General features: G+C 74.6%; 12 protein-coding genes and 1 pseudogene. 9 read left to right on the top strand and 4 right to left on the bottom strand.

Annotated elements, in window-relative coordinates; genetic code table 11:
* The 5 genes and pseudogenes from ACFV6I_RS27105 to ACFV6I_RS27125 form a co-directional block, all read left to right on the top strand.
* A pseudogene (locus ACFV6I_RS27105) lies at window positions 1-209 on the top strand (hypothetical protein); the annotation flags it as partial.
* Between the two features lie 185 nt (window positions 210-394).
* Window positions 395-1,261, top strand: coding sequence for a ScpA family protein (locus ACFV6I_RS27110; protein WP_079135939.1), 867 nt, complete (start codon window positions 395-397; stop codon window positions 1,259-1,261).
* Between the two features lie 371 nt (window positions 1,262-1,632).
* A complete protein-coding gene (scpB, locus tag ACFV6I_RS27115; RefSeq protein WP_279634960.1) occupies window positions 1,633-2,268 on the top strand; it encodes an SMC-Scp complex subunit ScpB in 636 nt (211 codons plus the stop codon).
* A 63-nt stretch (window positions 2,269-2,331) separates the two neighbouring features.
* Window positions 2,332-3,696 carry a pseudouridine synthase gene (locus ACFV6I_RS27120; RefSeq protein WP_380428165.1) on the top strand — a complete coding sequence of 455 codons (1,365 nt, stop codon included), beginning with the start codon at window positions 2,332-2,334 and terminating at the stop codon, window positions 3,694-3,696.
* Window positions 3,697-4,011: 315 nt separating this feature from the next.
* Window positions 4,012-4,995: a helix-turn-helix domain-containing protein gene (locus ACFV6I_RS27125; RefSeq protein WP_159398525.1), complete on the top strand. Its 984-nt coding sequence runs from the start codon at window positions 4,012-4,014 to the stop codon at window positions 4,993-4,995.
* Window positions 4,996-5,122: 127 nt separating this feature from the next.
* Here ACFV6I_RS27125 and ACFV6I_RS27130 read toward each other — a convergent pair whose 3' ends face one another.
* The 3 genes from ACFV6I_RS27130 to ACFV6I_RS27140 all read right to left on the bottom strand — a co-directional run bounded on the left by ACFV6I_RS27130 (window position 5,123) and on the right by ACFV6I_RS27140 (window position 9,479).
* Window positions 5,123-5,485 (bottom strand): DUF952 domain-containing protein, encoded by a 363-nt coding sequence (locus tag ACFV6I_RS27130; protein ID WP_063349658.1) that lies wholly within the window; start codon window positions 5,483-5,485, stop codon window positions 5,123-5,125.
* A gap of 79 nt (window positions 5,486-5,564) precedes the next feature.
* Entirely contained in the window at window positions 5,565-7,112 is a 1,548-nt protein-coding gene (locus ACFV6I_RS27135; RefSeq protein ID WP_380428167.1) for a mucoidy inhibitor MuiA family protein, read from the bottom strand.
* Between the two features lie 3 nt (window positions 7,113-7,115).
* On the bottom strand, window positions 7,116-9,479 hold the full coding sequence (locus ACFV6I_RS27140) for a DUF4139 domain-containing protein (RefSeq protein ID WP_380428169.1): 2,364 nt from the start codon (window positions 9,477-9,479) through the stop codon (window positions 7,116-7,118).
* A gap of 473 nt (window positions 9,480-9,952) precedes the next feature.
* Here ACFV6I_RS27140 and ACFV6I_RS27145 point away from each other — a divergent pair, with 473 nt between their 5' ends.
* From ACFV6I_RS27145 to der, 4 genes are all read left to right on the top strand, one after another.
* Window positions 9,953-11,038 (top strand): prephenate dehydrogenase, encoded by a 1,086-nt coding sequence (locus ACFV6I_RS27145; protein ID WP_380341215.1) that lies wholly within the window; start codon window positions 9,953-9,955, stop codon window positions 11,036-11,038.
* A gap of 93 nt (window positions 11,039-11,131) precedes the next feature.
* On the top strand, window positions 11,132-12,226 hold the full coding sequence (locus ACFV6I_RS27150) for a DUF4419 domain-containing protein (protein ID WP_380428171.1): 1,095 nt from the start codon (window positions 11,132-11,134) through the stop codon (window positions 12,224-12,226).
* 215 nt (window positions 12,227-12,441) lie between these two features.
* The gene (gene cmk / locus ACFV6I_RS27155; protein ID WP_380371734.1) at window positions 12,442-13,155 is read left to right on the top strand and encodes a (d)CMP kinase; all 714 of its coding nucleotides are present in this window, start codon (window positions 12,442-12,444) and stop codon (window positions 13,153-13,155) included.
* 266 nt (window positions 13,156-13,421) lie between these two features.
* On the top strand, window positions 13,422-14,876 hold the full coding sequence (gene der, locus ACFV6I_RS27160) for a ribosome biogenesis GTPase Der (protein ID WP_063349663.1): 1,455 nt from the start codon (window positions 13,422-13,424) through the stop codon (window positions 14,874-14,876).
* Here der and ACFV6I_RS27165 read toward each other — a convergent pair.
* A complete protein-coding gene (locus ACFV6I_RS27165; RefSeq protein WP_380428174.1) occupies window positions 14,785-15,768 on the bottom strand; it encodes a hypothetical protein in 984 nt (327 codons plus the stop codon). The genes der and ACFV6I_RS27165 overlap by 92 nt on opposite strands.
* Window positions 15,769-15,986 lie beyond the last annotated feature (218 nt).

Consider the following 15,986-nt stretch of genomic DNA (forward strand, 5'->3'; position numbering starts at 1 on the left):
GGCGCGAGCGGCACGACGAGAAGATCACCGTGTACGTGTCCGCCGAGGAGCTCATGGACCTGGAGCACGCCCGGCTGGTGCTGCGCGGTGAGCACGGCCTGGCCGTGGACCGCGGGCGGATCGTCCGGGAGGCCATCGCGGTCGTCCTGGCGGACCTGGAGCAGCGCGGTGAGGCCTCCATCCTGGTCCGGCGGTTGCGCGGCCGCTAGGCCCCTTCCTGGGCGTCGGTAGTGCTTCTGGTGCTGCCGGTGCGGTGCCTCCGGTGCGGCGGTCCCGGTGTGGCATCCCCGGCGCGGCATCCCTGGTGTGGCGTGTCGGCGTCCTGCGGTGTCGACGGCGTGTCGACGGCCCCGGGGGCGGGGCGGGCGGCCGGGCCGGGTGAAGATGGACCGTCATGCCGAGCACCGCCGAACCACCCACCACCGCCGTGAACGCGACCGAGGAACAGCCGCGGGGCGGTTTCCGGGTGCGGCTGGACAACTTCGAAGGCCCCTTCGACCTGCTGCTCAGCCTGATCGCGAAGCACAAGCTCGACGTCACCGAAGTGGCGCTGGCCACCGTCACCGACGAGTTCATGGCACACATCCGGGCGATGGGCCCGGACTGGGACCTGGACGCGGCGACCGAGTTCCTGGTCGTCGCCGCGACCCTGCTCGACCTCAAGGCCGCCCGGCTGCTGCCCGCCGCCGAGGTCGAGGACGAGGAGGACCTGGCGCTGCTGGAGGCCCGCGACCTGCTGTTCGCCCGGTTGCTGCAGTACCGGGCGTACAAGCGGGCGGCGGCTCTCTTCGGCGAGCGCTGGGCCGCCGAGCTGGCCCGACGCCCGCGCACCGTCGGGCTGGAGCCCCGGCATGCCGGGCTGCTGCCCGAGGTGGTCATCACCATCGGCCCGGAGCGGCTCGCGGAGCTGGCGGCCAGGGCCATGGAACCCAAGCCGAAGCCCGTCGTGTACGTCGACCACATCCACAGCCCGCCGGTCAGCGTGCGTGAGCAGGCCGGGCTGGTGGTCGGGCTGCTCACCGAGCTCGGCGAGGCGTCGTTCCAGCGGCTGGTCGCGGACGCGCCGGACGAGCTGGTGGTCGTCGCCCGTTTCCTGGCGCTGCTGGAGCTGTACCGGGAACGGGTGCTGGCCTTCGAGCAGCCGGAGGCGTTGGGCGAACTGCTGGTGCGCTGGGTGGCGGAGGCGGACCGGGGCGCGGTCGAGGTGACGGACGAGTTCGACCGGCCGGTGGGCGAGCGGGAGCGGGAGGAGAGCCGATGAGTGGTGGGAACGGGAGCCCGAGTGGGGGCGGGAGCCTGAGTGGGAGCGGCGGGGGCGGCGGGCGGCCGGTGCGGCGCCCGCTCGGGCTGCCGGGGCGGCCGCGGGCCGGGGAGTGGCTGGAGCCGGCCTTCGAGCTGCTGCCGGAGCCGGTGGCGGGGCTGCTGCCGGGGCCGGTGGCGGGGCCGGTGAAGCCGGTGGCGGCGTCCGTGGGTGTCTCGTCGGAGGGCGAGGCCCGGGTCGTCCACCAGAAGTCGGCCCCGTCGACTTCCGGCGTCGGTGATCTGGTCGGCGTCGCCGATCTGGCCGAGGATGCTGATCCGGCCGAGGATGCTGATCGGGCCGAGGGTGCTGATTCGGCCGAGGGCGAGGAGGTGGCCGGGGCCGGACTGAAGGCCGAGCTGGAGGCGATCCTGATGGTCGTCGACGAGCCGGCCGGGGAGGAGCGGCTGGCCGGCGTGCTGGAGCGGCCCCGGGCGCAGGTGGCCGCGGCGCTGCGCGAACTGGCCGCCGAATACACCGCCCAGGGCCGCGGATTCGACCTGCGGCTGATCGCCGGCGGGTGGCGGTTCTACAGCCGGGACACCTGCGCTCCGGCCGTCGACCGCTTCCTGCTGGACGGCCAGCAGGCCCGGCTCACGCAGGCCGCACTGGAGACCCTGGCGGTCGTCGCCTACCGGCAGCCGGTGTCCAGATCGAGGGTTTCCGCCGTCCGCGGTGTGAACTGTGACGGCGTGATGCGTACCCTGGTACAGCGAGGACTGGTGGAAGAGGCCGGATCCGAGCCCGAAACAGGTGCGATCCTGTATCGGACGACGAACTACTTCCTGGAACGGATGGGGCTCCGCGGCCTGGACGAGCTGCCGGAGCTTGCTCCCTTCCTGCCCGAGGTCGACGACGTGGAAGCGGAGTCCCTGGAGGGCACGATGATCGCGGAGGCGGTCGCCGCCGCTGCCGTGAAGGCCGTGGACGGCAGTGGCGAGGCCGGTCGGGCTGCGCCTGATCGGTAGGGGGCGGTGAGGTCGGCCGAAACGACCGCACATCCCAGACGGTAACGACGTACGGACACTTTGATGCGTAGCAGTGGCAACGGCAGGAACGGCAGCGGCGGCGGCAGCGGTCGCAGCGGACAGGGCGGGGGCCGGGGCGGCGGCTCCTACGGCGGCAGCGGCAGCGGCCGCAGCGGCTCGGGCTCCGGCTCGGGCTCCGGCTCGCGTGGGGGTTCGTACGGCGGCGGGTCCGGTTCGGGTTCGCGGAGCGGCTCGTACGGCGGCGGGTCCGGCTCGGGCTCCGGCTCGCGCGGGGGTTCGTACGGCGGTGGGTCCGGTTCGGGCTCGCGCGGCGGCTCGTACGGCGGCGGCAGCGGTGCCGGCTCGCGCGGCGGCTCCGGCTCGGGCTCCGGCTCGTACGGGCGTGACAGCCGCCGGGACGACCGGCGCGACGACAACCGGTACCCGGACCGCCCGCTGCGGCCCGAGGAGCGGCGCTACGACCGCCCCGAGTACGGCGGCGGCCCCAACGCCACCCCCGCCCGCGGCGGCTTCTCCGGGCGTCGCCCCAGCCCGGCCCCGCGCCCGCGCCGTGAGGGCCAGGGCGCCCCGGGCGACCCGCGCCGCCAGCCGCAGCGCTCGCGCGAGCTGCAGGCCAAGATCGAGGACGCCGTCCTCGCCCGGCACGACAAGCCGGCCGTCAAGCTGCCCAAGACCTTCGGCGAGCCCGAGGGCGAGCGCCTGCAGAAGGTGCTGGCCCGGGCGGGCATCGGCAGCCGCCGCGCCTGCGAGGAGCTGATCGAGCAGGGCCGGGTCCAGGTCAACGGCAAGCTCGTCACCGAGCAGGGCAAGCGGGTCGACCCGCAGAACGACGAGATCAAGGTGGACGGCCTGACCGTCGCCACCCAGTCGTACCTGTTCTTCGCGCTCAACAAGCCGGCCGGCGTGGTCTCCACCATGGAGGACCCGGACGGGCGCCAGTGCCTCGGCGACTACGTGACCAACCGGGAGACCCGGCTGTTCCACGTCGGCCGTCTGGACACCGAGACCGAGGGCATCATCCTGCTCACCAACCACGGCGAGCTGGCCCACCGTCTCACCCACCCCCGGTACGGCGTGACCAAGACCTACCTGGCCGCCATCCAGGGCCCGATCCCGCGCGACCTGGGCAAGCAGCTGGCGCAGGGCATCGAGCTGGAGGACGGCTTCGCGCGCGCCGACAGCTTCAAGGTGATCTCCAACGTCGGCAAGAACTACCTGGTCGAGGTGACCCTGCACGAGGGTCGCAAGCACATCGTCCGCCGGATGCTGTCCGAGGCCGGCTTCCCGGTCGAGAAGCTGGTGCGCACGCACTTCGGCCCGATCGCGCTGGGCGACCAGAAGTCGGGCTGGCTGCGCCGTCTGACCAACCCCGAGGTCGGTCAGCTGATGCGCGAGGTCGGTCTGTAGACCGGTCGGTATATTTCTGTAGACCGGTCGGTATATTCCGGTCGGGCTATATAGACCGGTCGGTATATTCCCGCTGGAGTCTGTAGACCGGTCGGTATATTCGGGCTTCTGTAGAGGGCCTCCCCGTCGAAAGGCGGGGAGGCCCTCGGTCGTCCGGCGGGGGTGGGTGGGGTGCGAGGCGGGCCGCAACCCCTGGTCACGGCCTTGTCAGTGCCATGATCTGTGGCAGAGGATTGCCACCGGACCACCACCCGCCCAGTGGCGGGACTGCGCCAGGGCCGGCGCCGGTGGGGGGCGAACGGGGGAGACGGCGTCGTGTCGGATGCACCACTCAGCGCACTGGGACTGGCCGAGCCGGACGGACAGGTCTACGCGGCGCTGGTGGCCAATCCGCAGTCCACCGCGGAGGAACTGGCCGAGGGCTGCGGCCTGACGCTCCAGCAGAGCGTGCGCGCCCTGGACCGCCTGGCGCAGCAGGGCATGGCGACTCGGGCGCCGGTGGACCGGCAGCGCTACCTGCCGGTCGCCCCCGATGTCGCGATCGGCACCCTGATCGGCCACCGCGAGTCCGAACTGCGGCACGCCCGGGCCGAGATGCACCGCCTGATGGACGCCTTCCGGGAGGCTTCGCGGTACACCGATCCGGCGCACTCGGTGGAGGTGCTGACCGGTGGCGAGGCGATCGCGCAGCGGCTGGAGCACATCACCGAGACCAGCCAGTACCAGGTCCGCGGCTTCGACCGCCCGCCGTACATCCAGGATCCGGTGACCCCGATCCCGTTGCAGCGGCGGCGGTTGCGGGAGGGTCTGCGGCTGCGGACCGTCTACGACCGGGACGCGGTGGCCTGGCCGGGCCGGCTGGAGCGGAACATCCTGGCCGGGGTCGCGGACGGCGAGGAGGCCAGGGTCCGGCCGTCGCTGCCGATGAAGATGATCATTTCGGACGACCGGATGGCGATCATCCCGATCAGCGTGGGCGACAGCGTCCTCGACGCCGCGTACGTCATCCACCCCTCCGCGCTGCTCCAGGCGCTGGACACGCTGTTCGAGGCGGAGTGGGAGCGCGCCGTCCAGTTGCAGGCCGCGATCGGCACCGGGGACGCGACGCTGGAGCCGGAGGCCGACCACCGCAAGCTGCTGGGCCTGCTGGCGGCCGGCCTCACCGACGAGTCGATCGCCCGGTCGCTGGGCTGGAGCGCCCGCACCACGCAGCGCCGGTTGCAGAGCCTGATGCGCTCGCTGGGCGCCACCACCCGCTTCCAGGCCGGTATGGCGGCCCGGGAGCGGGGCTGGTTGTGAGCTGGCCGACCGGCTGGTTGTGACCGGGGCTGGTTGTGCACCGGGCCAGGTGGGCCGTCGGGGGTGGGCCGTCGGGGGTGGGCCGTCGGGGGTTGGGCGTCGGGGGTTGGGCGTCGGGGGTTGGGCGTCAGCTCCAGGGGGTGAGGGTGGCCCAGCGGCCGTCCGGGCCGCGTTCGACCTTCAGCAGGCCCTTGACGGCGGAGCGGTTGAGCCGTCCGTAGACGTGCGGGAACAGCAGGCCGGGGGTGGCCCCGGGCGGCGGTGCGCCGTGCGGGGCCTCCCACTTGACCATCGGTTCCACCTGTGACTCCTCGATCAGCAGCGCCATCAGCGGGTCGGGAGTGTCGGCGAAGAAGGCGTTGGCCACCGCGAGCGCCGTCTGTTCGTCCGCCGAGCAGTGGATGAACCCGTCGGTGAGCAGCGACGCGGTGGTGTACGGCCGACCGGGGTCGGACAGCCAGTCGTCCAGGGGTGCGAGGTGGAGGATCATGTTCCTGTTCTACCCGGTTTGGTCCTGAGCGGTCGTCACGAGCGGACCGGTGTTCGGACGGCGGCGGAGGCCGGGCTCCTCAGAGCCCGGCGACCTTGGCGGTGGCGGAGACCTCGTAGACCAGCGTGACCGTCCGACGGGCGCCGGGCCCGAGCGGGACGTCCCAGCGGAGGATGCCCTCGGCGTCGAAGGCGTCCGGCGACGGGGAGCACTCCTCCTTGCGCAGCCGCACCTCCACCGCCGACACCTCGGAGACCGGCACCCGCTCGCGGACCGCGACGACCTGCTCGTCCCGCTCCTCCGGGCCGGAGAAGCGGGAGAGGTGCAGCCGCACCGTCCGGGTGGTCGTCTGGCGGCCGGTGAGCCCGGCGGTGGCCTGGCGCTCCTCGGCCTCGCGGACCACCCGGTAGCCGTCCGAGCTGCCGAACGCCAGCTCGGCGTCGGCCCCGGCGGCGGTGAAGCCCAGCTCACCCCGACCGGTGAAGCCGCTGCCGCGGACCAGTTCGACCGGACCCGCCAGCAGCGGGTGCTCGGCCGCGTTGCGGAACCGGACCACCTGGGTCACCAGCGGGGACAGCTCCGGCGCGCACGCGTACTCGCTGCTCGCCTGCCCGGTGAAGGTGCCGAGCGGCACCCGGTGCGCCCGGCCGTCGGAGGGCACGGTGGCCGGGGCGGGCGCGGGCAGCACCCGGACCTCCCCGCCGTCGTCCACCCCCGGCACCCCGGCGGCCGGGCCGAGCGCGCTGATCGCCTCCTCGCGCAGCTCCACCTCGACCGTGCGGCGCTCCTCCGCGGTGCGCTCGCGCAGCATCAGGACGTCCTCGGCGACGGCGGGCGGGTCGGTGGCGAGGGCCGAGCGGGCGGTGGAGAAGGTGAGCCGGACGCCGGTCCAGTCCTCGCCGGTGCGCTGCCAGACCACCGCCTCCGACTCCAGTCGCAGGCTCCCGTCGTCCAGGGTGGCCCGGTACGAGGGGCGCCAGAGGGCGCACGGCACCAGGTGGGTGACGGCCAGCCCGCTCGGGCCGGGCTGCGCCGCCTCGACGGTGAGCTCCAGGTGGGCGACCAGTTCGGCCGGTTCCTCCTCGGCCTGGTCGAGGGCGATCAGGGCCTGCGAGCGCTCCTGGTCCAGGCGGCGCAGCCGGGAGTGGGTGGTCCGCAGCTCCTCGCCGTGGCGCTCGCGTTCGGCGTCCACCCGGTCCAGTTCGCGGGCCCAGCGGGTGCGTTCGAGCTCGCCGATCCCGGCGCCCTCGCCGATCTCGCGCAGCAGGTCGGCGGAGAGCTGGGCGAGCAGCGCCAGCCGGGCCTCCAGGCGGGCGCGGGTCTGGTCGGCGAGGCGGCTCGCGGTCTCCAGCTCGTGCAGCCGGTGGCGCAGCCGGGAGTCCTCCGGGCCGGGCGGCAGCGGGGCGCGGGGGATCCAGTCGCGGACGATCCGGGCATCCAGCACGCGGGTGCCGGGGGCGGTGGTCTCGGCGCGCAGGGTGCGGTCGACGGCGAGCGCGGTGAGCGGGCCCAGGCGCAGCCGCTGGACGCCCGCGGCGAGGTCGACGGTGGCGGTGCGTTCGACCTGGCTGCGGTCCTCCAGGCAGGTGACGGCGGTGACGGGGAGGGGGATGGTCGTTCCGGTCATCGTTCAGTTCCTCCGGTTTCCACCGACGATGGCCTTTCCGGCCGGGATCTTGATCTGGTAGCCGCCGTCCAGCTCGGTGCGGCCGCCGGGCGGCAGCTCGACCCGCCAGAGCCGGGTGCTGGGCGGGCAGTCCGGCGTGGAGACCGCCGGGGCCTGCCAGTCGGCCCGCTCCTCGATCCGGATCTCGGCGTCGGAGGCGACCGGCACGCGCTCGCGGACCTCCACGGTGACGGTACGGCCGAGCCGGTTCGCCAGCTGGACGTGCACCCGGTGGTCGAGCACGGTGCTGCTGCTCAGCATGCCCGCGGTGGACTCGTGCAGCTCGGTGCGGCGCGCCACCTCGATGCTCTCGGTGACCCCGATGCCCAGGCTCCGCAGCCCGCCCGGGGCGAGGGTGGGCAGGGCGGCGGTGAGCAGGAACTCGTCGTCGACGGTGACCTCGACCGGGCCGGCCAGCACGGCGCGGTCGGTCCGGTTGGCGAGCACCAGGGTGGCGTACACCTTCTCCTCGACGGCGGGGACGGTGACGTACTCCGGGCGGACGGACACCGGGATCTCGTCGATCGTGACGGTGTGCCAGGTGCCGTCGGACGGGATGTCGGCGGGGGCGGTGGAGTCGAAGCGGTGGTCGAAGGAGCCCGCCGACTCGCGGGGCGGGACGGCGTGCCGGGGGAGCGCCAGGTGGCGTACCCGCTCGCCGCCGGTGCCGCCCGGGACCATCGCCGCCGGCCCGTAGTGGTCGGCCCGGTCGGCTTGCTCGGCCTGGGGGTGCAGGGTGCCGCGGTGGGTGGCGGGTGCGTCGGGGCCGGCCAGGACGAGGCCGGGGTAGTCGAGCAGGGAGGCGTCCGGGGCGAAGCCGGTGCCGGGGGCCTCGGTGCCGCCGCCGCTTCGGCGGGAGCGGCGGGCGAGCGGGTACAGGTCCGGTGGGGGTGCGCCGCCCGGTGCCACGGGGGCGGGCGGCGGCGCGGAGGCCTGGGGCATCGAGGCTTGGTACATCGAGGCTTGCGGCAGGGGGGCTTGGGGCATCGGGGTGGCGGCGGGCGCACCGCCGTATCCGGCGAAGCCGCCCGGGGGGGGCGGGGGCGTCGGGGCGGGTTCGTCGATGTCCAGGGTGCCGCCGCGCCCGGCGGGGGCGGCCAGCCGGGCGGCGTCGGCCACGAGGCCGGCGTCGGCGGGGCGGGGACCGGCGGGCCGGGCGCCGCCGAGGCGGTTGAGCCGGGCGGCGGATCCGTACGGGCCGGGCGCCGAGGCGGCGAGCGGGGCCTTGCGGCGCGGGGCCGAGCGGGCTCCGGCGCCGGCGTCGTCGTAGCTGGTGAAGAGGTCGGCCAGGCCGGCCGGGGGCTCGCGCCAGCCGGACGGCGGCGGGGCGGGCTGGCTGCGGCCGATCCGCAGCGAGCGGAGCCGGGGCAGGTCGGTGCGGCGGTCGAGGTCGGCGGTGGAGAGGGCGAGCCGGACGCCGGTCCAGTCCTCGCCGGTCTGCTGGGCGACGGAGGCGCGCAGGACGAGCCGGCCGGTGTCGGCGCCGTGGCGGTAGGAGAGGCGGTAGGCGGGCACCCAGCGGGCGGCGGGGACGCCGTACTCCAGCTCGATGTCGAGCCGGGCGGGGGGCTCCTCGGGGGCTGGGGCGGGGGCTGGGGCGACGGACTCCCGGGCGGGTTCCGTGACGGGCTGTGCGGTGAGTGCCGAGGCCGGTGTGGTGGTGAGGGTGAGCAGGACGGTGGCGGCGGTCCCGACCGGGTGGGCGGGGCCGGCGGTGGACGCGCGGTCCAGTCGGTCGGCGGCCAACTCGCGCTCGTGGTCAGCGAGTTCGACCTTCCGGGTGAGCTCCTCGGCGCGCTGCTGGAGCCGGGTCAGGCGCTCGTCGACGAAGTCGGCCAGCTCCAGCCAGGCGTCGGCGGGCGTCCGCCGCAGCGGCTCCTCGCGCCGCCGCTGCGGCGGTACGGCGCGCAGGGCGGAGGTCTCGGCGATCGCGGTCAGGACCAGTCGGCGGCGCTCGTTGAGTGCGCCCTGGCGCTCCATGGCCTCGTCCAACTCTCGGCGGAGCCTGGGGAGTTCGGTCGGCTCGTGGAACTCGGCGAGCAGCTCCAGCCGGGCCTCGGTGACCGCCGTCCCGCTCGGGCCGTCGAGCACCCGGGCGCGCAGCGAGCGGCCGTCCAGGGAGGAGGGCAGGCCGGTCAGCCGCAGCCGGCCGTCGGCCGGGAGCGGGACGCTGGCCCGGCGGCGGCACACCGCGCCCTCGGCGTAGACCACGACGGAGTCCAGGACCGACGGGTGGGCGGGGACGGCGGGGGGCTTCGGGGGCCCGGCCTCGCTGACGTGGCGGTCCTCGCCGTTCTGCTGATCGTCGCCGCTGTGCTGATCGTCCATGCGCAACCCCTTCGTTCGCGTGCCGTGTTCCGCGTGTCGCCCGCGCCGTGCCCGGGCGGCCAGTCTGCCCCGCTTCGGTGCGGGCGTCGCCGGATTTCGCGGGGTGCGGCGTGTGTGCCCGTTGGCGGGTCTGGTGGGTCTGGCGCGTTCGCGGTGCCTGTGGTGTTCGTGGTGCCTTGGTGCCTGCGGTGCCCGGCGTGCGTCCGCATGGTGTGGGACGGGGGCGGGGCCGCCTTGGTTGCCCAACGGGTGGGCGGTGGGGGCGTGGGTGGGGCGGATGCGAGAGGATGGGGCGCGGGTGCTCCCGGCCCGTGCCGGGGCGCCGACCGGACCGAGAACCGCGAAGTCCCGCGAGGCCGGGTGGCCCGGGAAGTCCCGCGAGGCCGGGCAACCCGGGAGACCCAGAACACGAAGCTCAGAACGCGAAGCCCAGAACGCGAAGCCCGAGAATTCGAGAAGGAGCGCGACCCGCCATGCGCACTGCCGTCGTCGTCGGTACCGGACTGATCGGCACCTCCGCCGCGCTCGCCCTGGCCGGCCGCGGGCTGACCGTCCATCTGGAGGACGCCGACCCGGACGCCGCCCGGACCGCCGCCTCCCTCGGCGCCGGCATCACCGATCCGGCCGACGGCCCGGTCGACCTGGCGATCATCGCCGTGCCGCCCGCCCTCGTCGGCAAGGTGCTCGCCGACTGCCAGCGCCGCAACCTGGCCCGCTGGTACACCGACGTCGCCAGCGTCAAGGCCGGCCCGCGCATCGAGGTCGCCGCGCTCGGCTGCGACACCGTCCACTACATCGGCAGCCACCCGATGGCCGGCCGCGAGCGCTCCGGCCCGCTGGCCGCCCGCGCCGACCTGTTCGAGGGCCGCCCCTGGGTGCTCACCCCCACCGACGACACCGACACGGAGACGCTCAACGCCGCCCTGGAACTGGTCGCGCTCTGCGGTGCGATGCCGATCGTGATGGACGCGGCCGCGCACGACCGGGCCGTCGCCCTGGTCTCGCACGCCCCGCAGCTGGTGTCCTCGCTGGTCGCCGCCCGGCTGGAGCACGCCGACGAGACCGCCATAAGGCTCTCCGGGCAGGGCGTTCGGGACGTCACCAGGATCGCCGCCTCCAACCCCGGCATGTGGGTCGACATCCTCTCCGCCAACGCCGGCGCGGTCGCCGACATCCTGGAGGAGGTCGCCTCCGACCTCGGGGAGACCGTCACCGCGCTGCGCGCCCTGGACGCCCCCGAGGAGGGCGAGCGCCGGGCGGGCGCGGCCGGGATCGAGGCGGTCATGCGGCGCGGCAACACCGGCCAGGCCCGCATCCCCGGCAAGCACGGCGCGCCGCCCACCCGGTACGAGACGGTGGCCGTGGTGCTCGGTGACCAGCCCGGCGAGCTGGGCCGGCTGTTCGGCGAGGTCGGCGCGGCCGGGGTCAACATCGAGGACGTCGTCATCGAGCACTCGACCGGCCAGCAGGTGGGCTTCGTCCAGCTGTCGGTGGCGCCGGGGGCGGTCAAGCCGCTCACGGTGGCGCTGCGGGCGAGCGGGTGGAGCGTCCGGGACTGATCGGGCTGCGGGGGCCGGTCGGCTTCCGGGACTTCGGGTGAGGGGTTCGGCCGAGGGGTTCGGTCGAGGGCTTCGGTTGAGGGGGGAGCAGGGGTGATCATCGAGTTGCCGCTGGGCGAGACCCGGCACGGGTCCTACGGCCGGCCGGTGGACCTGGGGAACGAGCGGTTCCTGCGCGCGGTGGTGGGTGGGGGCTTCCGGATCCACCACCGCAGCGTCGAAGCGCTGGTCGAACTGCCCCGACCGACGCCGCCGGACCCGGAGCCCGCCGAGCCGGAGCCGACCTGCAGCCTGCTGGTGCGGGCGGTCCACGCCGCGTTCGCGGAGCACCTGCCGCTCAGCCTGTCGCCGGACGTGCTCTGGTACGCGGTGGTGCACGAGGTGGCCGTGCACGCGCGGATGTACGCGCCGAGGTACCGGGCGCTGTTCGGCGGCGCCGAGGGGCGCCGGGAAGCGATCGTGGTCCGCGACGACACCCTGGCGGCGCCCGGGCCGGACTGGTCGCGGTCGATCCGGCTGGTGCGGGAGCCGCTGGCGGCGGCGGTCGGGGCCGAGCTGGTGGAGCTGTTCCAGCCGGCGTTCTCGACGACCACGCCCGACGACGGCTCCTGCGCGCTGGTGGCGCTGATGGACGTGGTCAGCCCCTACTACGCCTTCCGCTGGGAGACCCGCTGCGGCATCCCGCGGATCCGGCTGGAGGGCACGGCCGAGGACTGGGCGCTGCTGGTGGCGCGGGTCGCCGGGCTGGCGGAGCGCTTCGACTGGCTGGCGCCGTGGTTCGCCGAACTGCGCCCGGTGCTCGACGAGATCGCGGCGACCGCGGCGGGCGGGGCGGTCGACGACGAGTTCTGGCGCTCGCTCTTCAAGTGGCGGTCGATGTCCGGCGGCCCACGGGTGACCGGCTGGCTCACCGCCTTCCTCGCGCACACCCAGACCCCCGACGGGCCACGGCTGCGCCAGTCCTTCGGCTGGCGGGAGGCGGACGCCAACCCGTACCACCGGGACTCCTTCGCGGTGAACGACTTCCCCTCGCACGTCTCCAAGGTGCCGTTCGTCTGGGACCTCCTCGGCCGCGAGATCCCGATGGCCTTCACCGCCGGCATCCTCGGCATCGAGTGGGACGGGGAGTACCTGCGGCCCCGGCTGGGCAACGCCGTCCTGCAGGTCCTGGGCCCCGACCAGGGCTGATACCGGGCCTGGAGCCGGGGCTGAAGCCCGGGGCTGATACCGGCGCCGGTACCGGGGCTGATCCCGGGGCCGAGGGGGGCTGGCAGGGGGCTGGTACTGGGCTGATCGGGTGGCGGAGTGGGTAGGGCGGCGGTCCATTAACCTTGAGGGAGACAATCCCCTGCCGTCTGCCTCCCCAGGCCCCGGCTTTCACGCCCAGAGAGAGGTTCGGCCCCGTGGACACTGCCGACCGAGCGCACGCCCCGGTCGTCGTCGCGATCGACGGACCCTCCGGTTCGGGCAAGTCGACCGTCTCGCGGGCGGTGGCGGCCCGGCTGGGCCTGAGCTTCCTGGACACCGGCGCCATGTACCGGGCGATGACCTGGTGGATGCTGGCCAACGACGTCGACGTGGCCGACCCGGAGGCGGTGGCCGTCGCGTGCGGCAAGCCGGTGATCGTGTCGGGCACGGACGCGGACGGTCCCACCATCACGGTGGACGGCCAGGACGTCTCCGGACCGATCCGCGGCCCCGAGGTGACGGCGCAGGTCAGCGCCGTTTCCGCGGTGCCGGCGGTGCGGTCCCGGCTGGTGGAGCTGCAGCGCGGCTGCGCCGAGGTCGCCGAGCGCGGCATCGTCGCCGAGGGCCGGGACATGGGGACGGTGGTGTTCCCGAACGCCACCGCCAAGGTGTTCCTGACCGCCTCCGAGCAGGCCCGGGCCGAGCGCCGGGCGGCCGAGCTGCGCGCCAAGGGCGTCGACGAGGCGACCATCACCGCGATGGCCGCCGACCTCGCCCGCCGGGACGCCGCCGACTCCTCCCGGAAGACGGCCCCGCTGGCCCAGGCCGCGGACGCCGTCCTGGTGGACACCAGCGAGCTCACCCTGGAGCAGGTGATCGACCGGATCGCCGCGCTGGTGGAGGAGCGGGCCGGGATGTCGTCGGTCTGAATGGACGGACAGGTCCGAACGAACGGACAGGTCTGGACGGCCGGGCCGGTCTGAGGACCGGATCGGCCGGAATGATCAGGTCGGCCCGACGGCCACAATGGTCCGGACGACCGGAATGGCCTGAACGACCGGAATGGCCGGAACGGCCGAATGAGCTGCGGTGCCGCCGAGGTGCCGCGGAGACAACCATCGCGCTGCCCCGAGCGGGGCAGGTACGCACGGCGCGCCCCTGGGAAGGGCCGCGCCGGGAAACGGAACAGACGAACATGACCGCAGAGCACTCCGACACCGGCCACGGTGGACTGGACGCCGCCGACTACGCCGAGTTCATGGCCATCGCCGCCGAGGAAGGCTTCGACGTCGACGGCGTGGACGGCTTCGACGGCGCCGAGCACGTACCGCTGCCGGTGCTGGCTATCGTCGGCCGCCCGAACGTCGGCAAGTCGACCCTGGTGAACCGCATCATCGGCCGCCGCGAGGCCGTCGTCGAGGACAAGCCGGGCGTCACCCGCGACCGGGTCACCTACGAGGCCAGCTGGAACGGCCGCCGCTTCAAGGTCGTCGACACCGGCGGCTGGGAGATCGACGTCCTCGGCCTCGACGCGATGGTGGCCGCGCAGGCCGAGCTCGGCATCGAGCAGGCCGACGCGGTGCTGTTCGTGGTCGACGCCACCGTCGGCGCCACCGACACCGACGAAGCCCTGATCAAGCTCATCCGCCGGGCCGGCAAGCCGACCGTGCTGTGCGCCAACAAGGTCGACGGCCCCTCCACCGAGGCCGAGGCCGCCTACCTGTGGTCGCTGGGCCTGGGCGAGCCGCACCCCGTCTCCGCGCTGCACGGCCGCGGCTCGGGCGACCTGCTCGACGCCGTCATGGACGCGCTGCCCGAGGCCCCGCCGCAGACCTTCGGCGACGCCGCCCCCGGCGGCCCGCGTCGCATCGCGCTGATCGGCCGCCCGAACGTCGGCAAGTCCAGCCTGCTGAACAAGGTCGCCGGCGAGGAGCGGGTGGTCGTCAACGAGCTGGCCGGCACCACCCGCGACCCGGTCGACGAGATGATCGAACTCGCCGGCAAGACCTGGAAGTTCGTCGACACCGCCGGCATCCGCCGCCGGGTCCACCTGACCGCCGGCGCCGACTTCTACGCCTCGCTGCGCACCTCCTCCGCGCTGGAGAAGGCCGAGGTCGCGGTCGTCCTGGTCGACGCCAGCGAGACCCTCGCCGAGCAGGACACCCGGATCATCTCGATGGCCGTCGAGGCCGGGCGCGCCGTCGTCATCGCCTACAACAAGTGGGACCAGATGGACGAGGAGCGCCGCTTCTACCTGGAGCGCGAGATCGAGCGCGACCTCGTCCAGGTGCAGTGGGCCCCCCGGGTCAACGTCTCGGCCAAGACCGGCCGGCACATGGAGAGGCTCGTCCCGGCGATCGAGACCGCGCTGGAGGGCTGGGAGACCCGCATCCCGACCGCGCGGCTGAACGCCTTCCTCGGCGAGCTGGTGGCCGCCCACCCGCACCCGATCCGCGGTGGCAAGCAGCCGCGCGTCCTGTTCGGCACCCAGGCGGGCATCCGTCCGCCGCGGTTCGTGCTGTTCGCCTCGGGCTTCCTGGAGGCCGGCTACCGGCGCTTCATCGAGCGCCGGCTGCGTGAGGAGTTCGGCTTCGTCGGGACGCCGATCTCGATCTCGGTGCGGGTCCGGGAGAAGCGCAAGCGGAAGTAGGACGTCGTGATCCACCGGCAGTAGTCGGTGGGTGCCGGCAGTAGGTGTGGGCGAGGGCCCCGTCACGGTGGTGGCGGGGCCCGGGGGGGGTGTGCCGGGTGGGGGGGGGGGTGGGGCAGCGGGGGGGTTCGTGGGTGTCGCCCGTGCGGCCCGGGGGGAGGGAGAGCATCTGGCGGTGGCGGCCGCCGGTGGGCGCGGCGGTGGCGACGCCGGTGGCGGTGCCCATCGCCGGGGCGGGGGCCGGGGGCGGCGCGGGCATCGAGTGCGGGATCGGGCCGAGGTAGCCGGCGGCCACCCAGCCCTGGCCGTTGGTGAACTGGGGCGGCGGGGGCGGGGTGTGCTGAGGGGCGGTGGCCGCCGGGGCGGCTTGGCCGAAGCCGTCGCTGGTCGGGGCGGCGGGCTCGGAGTGGGGGTGCGGCTGAGGCTGAGGGGCGCTGTGGCCGGTGTGGCCCATCGCGCTGTGGTGGGTGTGGCCGGTGGTGCTGTGGTGGGTTTGGCCGGTGTGGCCAGTGTGGCTGGTGGCGCCGTGGCCGGAGTGGCCGGTGGCGTGCCCTGCGGAGTGGCCGTGCTGCTGGCTCGGCATGAACTGCGGCAGGCCGGGCGGCTGCCCCCCGTAGCTGTGGAAGGCCTGGTGCTGGGGCGGGTACGGGCGCGGTTCGCCGAGCACCGGGTAGCCGTCGCGGACCGCGAAGCCGGTGAACTTCAGGTCCTCCTCGCCCGAGCGGTCGCCCGGGAGCGCGCGGAACAGCCGCCGGTACTCGGAGTACAGCTCGTCGTAGATCGGCGTCGTCGAGTGCGGGTGCTCCGCGTCGTACGACGGGCGCATGCCGGGGATCGAGCGGGGGGCGGTGGTGGACCGGCCGGGGGACGCGGAGACGTCGTAGCTGTACACACAGGGGCCAACGAGTGAGGGGTCACGGGGATGCGGGGTGCCGGGGACCGGCCGGAAGGCGGCTTGTGCTGAGGGAGAGGCCGCCTTCCGGCGGGTGCTTCGGCGGGTGCTTCGGCGGGTGCGGAGCCGGGGTGCGGAGCCCGGGCGTGGAGCCCGGGTGCCGACCGGTCGGGGGGCGGTTGGGGCGGGGTGCGGAGGGGGCGGGGGCGAGGGGCCGG

The sequence above is a fragment of the Kitasatospora sp. NPDC059803 genome, assembly GCF_042732255.1.
Taxonomy (GTDB): Bacteria; Actinomycetota; Actinomycetes; order Streptomycetales; family Streptomycetaceae; genus Kitasatospora.